The sequence below is a fragment of the Ligilactobacillus acidipiscis DSM 15836 genome (genome assembly GCF_001435755.1).
Lineage (GTDB): Bacteria > Bacillota > Bacilli > Lactobacillales > Lactobacillaceae > Ligilactobacillus > Ligilactobacillus acidipiscis.
The window spans coordinates 1-5,762 of record NZ_AZFI01000132.1; the positions used below are offsets into that span (position 1 = coordinate 1).

General features: G+C 40.8%; 5 protein-coding genes and 1 pseudogene. All 6 read left to right on the forward strand.

Going from position 1 to position 5,762, the window contains the following annotated elements:
- The first annotated feature begins 163 nt into the window (after positions 1-163).
- The 6 genes and pseudogenes from FC65_RS08310 (at position 164) to apf (ending at position 5,666) form a co-directional block, all read left to right on the forward strand.
- Complete coding sequence (locus FC65_RS08310) at positions 164-814, forward strand: HAD family hydrolase (RefSeq protein ID WP_010499160.1); 651 nt, start codon at positions 164-166, stop codon at positions 812-814.
- A gap of 121 nt (positions 815-935) precedes the next feature.
- On the forward strand, positions 936-1,121 hold the full coding sequence (locus FC65_RS11855; RefSeq protein WP_156408607.1) for a hypothetical protein: 186 nt from the start codon (positions 936-938) through the stop codon (positions 1,119-1,121).
- A gap of 253 nt (positions 1,122-1,374) precedes the next feature.
- The gene (locus FC65_RS08315) at positions 1,375-1,938 is read left to right on the forward strand and encodes an ECF-type riboflavin transporter substrate-binding protein (RefSeq protein ID WP_010499172.1); all 564 of its coding nucleotides are present in this window, start codon (positions 1,375-1,377) and stop codon (positions 1,936-1,938) included.
- Positions 1,939-1,941: 3 nt separating this feature from the next.
- Positions 1,942-3,664 (forward strand): annotated as a pseudogene (locus FC65_RS12845) (ABC transporter ATP-binding protein).
- The gene (locus FC65_RS08325) at positions 3,648-4,487 is read left to right on the forward strand and encodes an energy-coupling factor transporter transmembrane component T family protein (protein WP_056972294.1); all 840 of its coding nucleotides are present in this window, start codon (positions 3,648-3,650) and stop codon (positions 4,485-4,487) included. The pseudogene FC65_RS12845 and the gene FC65_RS08325 overlap by 17 nt, the downstream one beginning before the upstream one ends.
- Positions 4,488-5,000: 513 nt before the next feature.
- Positions 5,001-5,666 (forward strand): aggregation-promoting factor, encoded by a 666-nt coding sequence (gene apf, locus FC65_RS08330; RefSeq protein ID WP_056972295.1) that lies wholly within the window; start codon positions 5,001-5,003, stop codon positions 5,664-5,666.
- Positions 5,667-5,762 lie beyond the last annotated feature (96 nt).

Genomic DNA, 5,762 nt, shown 5'->3' on the forward strand with positions numbered 1-5,762 from the left:
TTTTATGACGAACTAGCACCACGCGTATTACAATTATAGGCAAGCTTGTATCTTTATTTCAAGACTTTTGCTATATTGCCGGTAAATTTAATTATTTGTCGTTGTTTCATACGTTCAGTTATTGTAATATCAAGATGAATAAAGAAATTAAGGGGAAGGTTAAATGAAGGCTTTTATTTTTGATATGGATGGAGTACTGGTCGATAGTGAAAGATATTTTTATCGGCTAAAACTGGAGTTTTTGAAAAAAATGGGGGAAAAGCCCGCAGTTTCCAGCATTACTGATATTGTCGGACTTTCTGCTGATAATGGGTGGAAAAAACTGGTGCCTGTTGATAGTAAACGTGCCCAGTTACGCCCGTTATTTGAAAAGTATCGTGATCAGCATATGATCGACTATCCTAAGTACTTGAATGCCGAAGTACCGGAATTTCTGTCTGATATTAAAAATGATGGTCAAACGATTGCCTTGGCTTCTGCCGGCTATATCTCGGGAATTGAAAGGATGATCAGAGAATGTAATTTTGGTCAGTATTTTAGCTCAGTTTTAAGCGGAGAACATGTTACGAATAACAAGCCAGCGCCGGATATTTATTTATCAAGCGTGCAAAAATTAGGTTTAAAGCCGACAGAATGTGTGGCAGTTGAGGATAGTCCAGTTGGGATCCAAGCGGCAAAAGGCGCAGGTTTAGAAACATGGGCTATTAAGTATCCTTACTACCAGTTAGACCAGCATCAGGCTGACCATGTTTTTGCAGGGTTTGGTCAAATGCGAAAATATTACCAAGAACAGTACGCCAAAAGTAAAATATGATAAGAATTAACTGCTACTGTGCTGGACTTTAACCAATTTTGTTCGTCTTTCCCGTAAAGTTGTCTTGACTTATCAGTAGATTCAGTTAGAATATCTTTATTAGAAGAAAAGTGTTGAACGAATGAGTAGGTCGTGTGGGAGTTCAGAAAGACGGCGTTTGCTGCGAGCCGTTCTCCTAGCTGCTGAAGATGGTTTGGGAGTTTCTCATAGTCGAGCACAAGTAAGACTATGGTGGTCGGTCCATTATCCCGCCAGTTTATACTGGGGGAGAAAACAGGCGCGAGTCTGTTTTGAAGCAGAGTGGTAACACGGTCGCACGTCTCTGTGAGCTGCATAAGGGGATCCAATTTGTCAAGTAGGCAGGTTGGATCCTTTTCATTTCTTACGGAATTAGCATACGTTAAAGTACTTGTTAAACATTTTTCTACTATAAATGTATCAGCCCTTAACAGTTTTCCGACAGTCAAAACGCTAACTAGGCTATTTATTAACTGCGAGTCGGTATTGACTGCTAGGATGGACTTGGATCGTTTCTATTTTACAGAAAGAAGGAATTGTACATGGCAGGTAAAAAAGGAGCTAAAGGACTTTCAGTGCAAGCAGTGGTTGCAACAGGGATCGGGATCGCGATCGTTTTTGTCTTAAAACGTTTCTTGCCTATCCCGACAGGTGTTCCTAATACTACGATCGATTTAGGGGAGGCTTTTTTGGCTTTCCTAGGCGCAATTTTTGGGCCGGCAGTTGGTGGATTGACTGCATTTTTTGCACATCTTTTTACTGACTTGACTTGGGGAGATCCTTGGTGGTCATGGATCATTGCCGATGCCTTATTTGGAATTGTGATCGGCTATTCGCGCAATTTCTTAAAGGTCAAACAAGAACCGTTGACGACCGCTAAATTGGTCAAATTTAACGTGCTACAGGTGGCAGCTAACATCGTGTGCTGGGGAGTGATCGCTCCTTTAGGCGACATTTGGATCTATTCGCAGCCAGCTGGGAAGGTATTTTTGCAAGGGATCGTTGCTACTTTGACCAACTCGATTGCTATTGGCGTAGTAGCTACATTATTACTGATCGCATACGGCAAAACACAAACACAGAACAAAAAATTAACGAAGGAATAACTTATGGCGATAACACCGATGATTTCATTAGAAAATGTTACTTTTCAATATCAAAATCAGACAGAACCGACATTAAAAAATATTAACTTGGCGCTTCAAGCCGGCGAAAGGGCCCTTATCACTGGACCTTCGGGGTCGGGAAAATCAACCTTGGGTAACTTGTTAAACGGTGTGCTCCCAGAAGAATTTCCAGGTGAGCTGTCGGGAAAGATCATGATCGATGGTAAAAATCTGGCTGAACTTGATCTGACAGCTCTGTCATTTGAAGTTGGTACTGTTTTACAAGATCCTGATGCACAATTTGTTGCCCTCACTGTCGCAGAAGATGTTGCTTTTGCGCTTGAAAATGACGCACGTCCTGCTGCAGAACTGCACCAGCGTGTCGCGCAGTGGGCCGAGATCTTACAGATGCCTGAGCTGTTAAAGCAAAAACCACAGGAATTATCTGGTGGGCAAAAACAACGTGTTGCCTTAGCGGGTGTTTTGATCGATGATGAACCGATTTTATTATTAGACGAACCTTTAGCTAACTTGGATCCTGCTGCAGGAAAAGTCTCGATGGAATTGTTGGATCGTTTAGCAAAAGAGCGCGGTTTGACTGTGATCGTGATCGATCATCGAATCGAAGAAGCGCTCCAAGTATCCTTTGATCGTATTGTAGTTTTAAAAGATGGTCAGATCATTGCAAATGACCAGCCGACTGCTATTTTGCAAAGTGATGTGCTGCTAGCGAACGGCTTAAGAGAGTCGCTTTATGTGACAGCCCTCAAAGATGCTGGTGTGGACGTTAGTGCACTTGTTTCTTTGGATGATTGGCAGTAGTTGAACTTGACCAAACTGCACAAAAAAAATTAGTTGCTTGGCAGCAACAGTTACCAAAAAAGCCAGTCAAAGTTCAACCTAAACCACTTTTAACGGGGGCGGGGATAACTTTTGGGTACCCAGATAAAAAGCTGATTTTTGAAAATTTTGACTTTTCGATCAACGAGGGAGAAATGGTTGCTTTGGTAGGACAAAATGGGACTGGTAAAACGACATTGATCAATTTGATCACTGGTTTTTTAACCCCCAGTCTGGGCAGTTAAAACTAGGTGGCCGGCTATTAGATCTCTTGTCTGTCAAAGAACGGGCCGAAAAAATCGGTTATGTTCTGCAAGATCCGAATCAGATGATCTCCAAAACGATGTTTTTTGAGGAAGTAGCCTTAGGATTACAGTTACGGGGGATCTCAGAAGATGAGCAAGTCCAATGTGTCGAAAAAATATTGCACGTTACCGGCTTGTATCCTTTTCGTAACTGGCCAATTTCTGCTTTAAGTTTCGGTCAAAAAAAGAGGGTCACAATTGCATCTGTACTGGTACTTGAGCCACAGATCTTGATCTTAGATGAACCAACTGCGGGGCAAGACTTGGCACATTATGCGAAAATGATGGATTTCTTACGAGACATGAACCGTTCATTAGCAGTCACGGTTTTAATGGTCACTCATGACATGAATTTGATGATGAGCTATGATGACAGAACGCTGGTCTTGGATGAGGGACAATTATTGGCCAACGCAGCTCCGGCAGAAGTTCTGACAGATCCTGCATTGATCTCACGGGCTCACTTGTCGAAACTAAGTTTACAAGAATTGGCAAAGAAGGCTGGTATCAATGATGCCATCACTTTTGCCGAAAAATTTAGCGCGTATGAAAGGGGAAGATATGATGCAAGCAGATCCTGAGATCAAAGAAGACTCACAAGCAAAACTCCTCTGGATCAAGCGTTTGTCGGGGACGACCAAGATTGTGATTTTGTTGGGACTTTCAGCGATCGGGATGGTCAGTTATGATACAGGCTATTTGATTTTGCTGACGATTTTTGCTTTGGTTTTCTTTTACGCAGCGCAGTTAAAATGGCGTAAGATCAGGAGCTTAGTGTATGCCATCATTGGCTTTACCTTGCTTAACTTGGTTTTGGTTTATCTTTTTAGTCCGCGCTATGGTACAGAAATTTATGGTACCAGCCATGTGCTGTTGGGGCGCGGTTTTTTTGCTCTAACACTGGAGGAACTTTTCTACTTATTTAATATGACTTTAAAATATATTTTTATCGTGCCGTTGATCTTAGCTTTTTTATTCACTACCGATCCCTCTGAATTGGCCGCAGGTATGAATCGACTTAAGATCCCATATAAGATCTGTTATGATGTCGAGTTGTCTTTACGTTATATTCCAGACTTTATTCGGGAGTTTAGGCAGATCAGTCTGGCTCAGCAAGCACGTGGACTAGAAATTTCTCAGAAGGCAAATGTTTGGCACAGGATCAAGGGCAGCACCCAGATCTTGATCCCACTTGTTTTTTCATCTCTTGACCGGATCGAAGTAACGACACAGGCAATGCGTTTGCGTCGCTTTGGTACGCAGAAAAAACGTTCTTGGTATATGTTTCGTCCACTGACTAAACTTGATCATGTCTTGATCATTACGACGATCATTTTGATCATTCTAGGTATTTTGTTGTTTCAAGTGAATGGTGGTAGGTTTTACAATCCATTTACTTCATGAGCATTCAGTAACTTTCATTCACAAAAACTCCTTTCATAGAAGATATGTCATAATAACGAGCATATCTTGCTAGTAGAGGAGTTTTTTTAGTAAAAATTACCTGTGATCGTAAGAATTTAAATTGATTTCCGGTCTAAGTTGAGTCTTTTTTCTTAGCAAAAAAGGTGTAGTCAAGAAGCTTTTAGGCGAAATTTTACGAAAAAATGGCTTTTTTGATTTTTTTCTGTAATAATTGCTTGACATGTATTGAAATTTTGTCATAAACGAAATAAAGTGTTTAAGCTTGATATTAAAAGGCTTTGATCTATGGGCGCGACAAATGCTGAAAGGAATATTACTAAATATTGCAAAAAAATGGGAATTTTTCAAAATGACGTAGATTAGTAATTTTCTTGGTATTTTATTGTTACATTGGTTAGCTATACTAGGTGATGTTGATTGTTACAGAACTCGATGAGTCTTCTAGAAACTTGTCGCCAAATAAAACGTAATTATAGGAGTGTACAACAGATCATGAATAGAAATATCAAAAATACTTTACTTTCAGTTACAGCTGCTGCAGGTTTGTTTGTTGCAGGATCAGTTGCTGCTAACGCCGATACAGTTACCGTAAAAGCAGGTGACACAGTTTCAGATATTGCTGCTAAGAATCACACAACAATTGCAGCAATCGAAAAAGCTAATAAATTAGCTGATGTTAACTTTATTCTTCCTGGACAAAAGCTTGACATTAATGGTGACGGTAATGTTAAAGTTATCGAACAGCCGCAACAAGCACAGGCACCTGTTCAACAAACCCAACAGACTGTTCCAGCTCAAGTGTCTGCTCCAAAACGACAGGATCAGGTTCAGCCAAAAGCGCAAACAACAGCCCCTGTCCAAGGGACTGCGGCACAGCCACAACAACAAAAAACAGTAGCCCAAAGCAATAATAATTCTGGCTCATTATTATCCGGTTCCGAAGCAGCTGCACGTCAATTTATTATACTTAAAGAATCCGGCGGCAACTACAGTGCAAAAAACGGTATCTATACTGGTGCATACCAACTTTCTGCAGATAAATTGGGCGGTGACTATTCAAAAGCTAACCAAGATCGTGTAGCTAACGAATACGTTCAAGGTCGCTATGGTTCATGGACCAATGCTCAGAAGTACTGGAACCAACATCATTCATATTAAAAAAGATAATTAAACATAACATGGCTTCCTTTGGAGGTCATGTTTTTTTAGTGCTTGTAAAAAAACGGGACTTTGTCAAATAGTGTTGATGGCCCA

Bases quoted from the DNA above. Each gene is read 5' to 3' on its own strand.
- FC65_RS08315 (WP_010499172.1), top strand. From the start codon at position 1,375: ATGGCAGGTAAAAAAGGAGCTAAAGGACTTTCAGTGCAAGCAGTGGTT.
- FC65_RS08325 (WP_056972294.1), top strand. From the start codon at position 3,648: ATGCAAGCAGATCCTGAGATCAAAGAAGACTCACAAGCAAAACTCCTC.
- FC65_RS11855 (WP_156408607.1), top strand. From the start codon at position 936: ATGAGTAGGTCGTGTGGGAGTTCAGAAAGACGGCGTTTGCTGCGAGCC.
- FC65_RS08310 (WP_010499160.1), top strand. From the start codon at position 164: ATGAAGGCTTTTATTTTTGATATGGATGGAGTACTGGTCGATAGTGAA.
- apf (WP_056972295.1), top strand. From the start codon at position 5,001: ATGAATAGAAATATCAAAAATACTTTACTTTCAGTTACAGCTGCTGCA.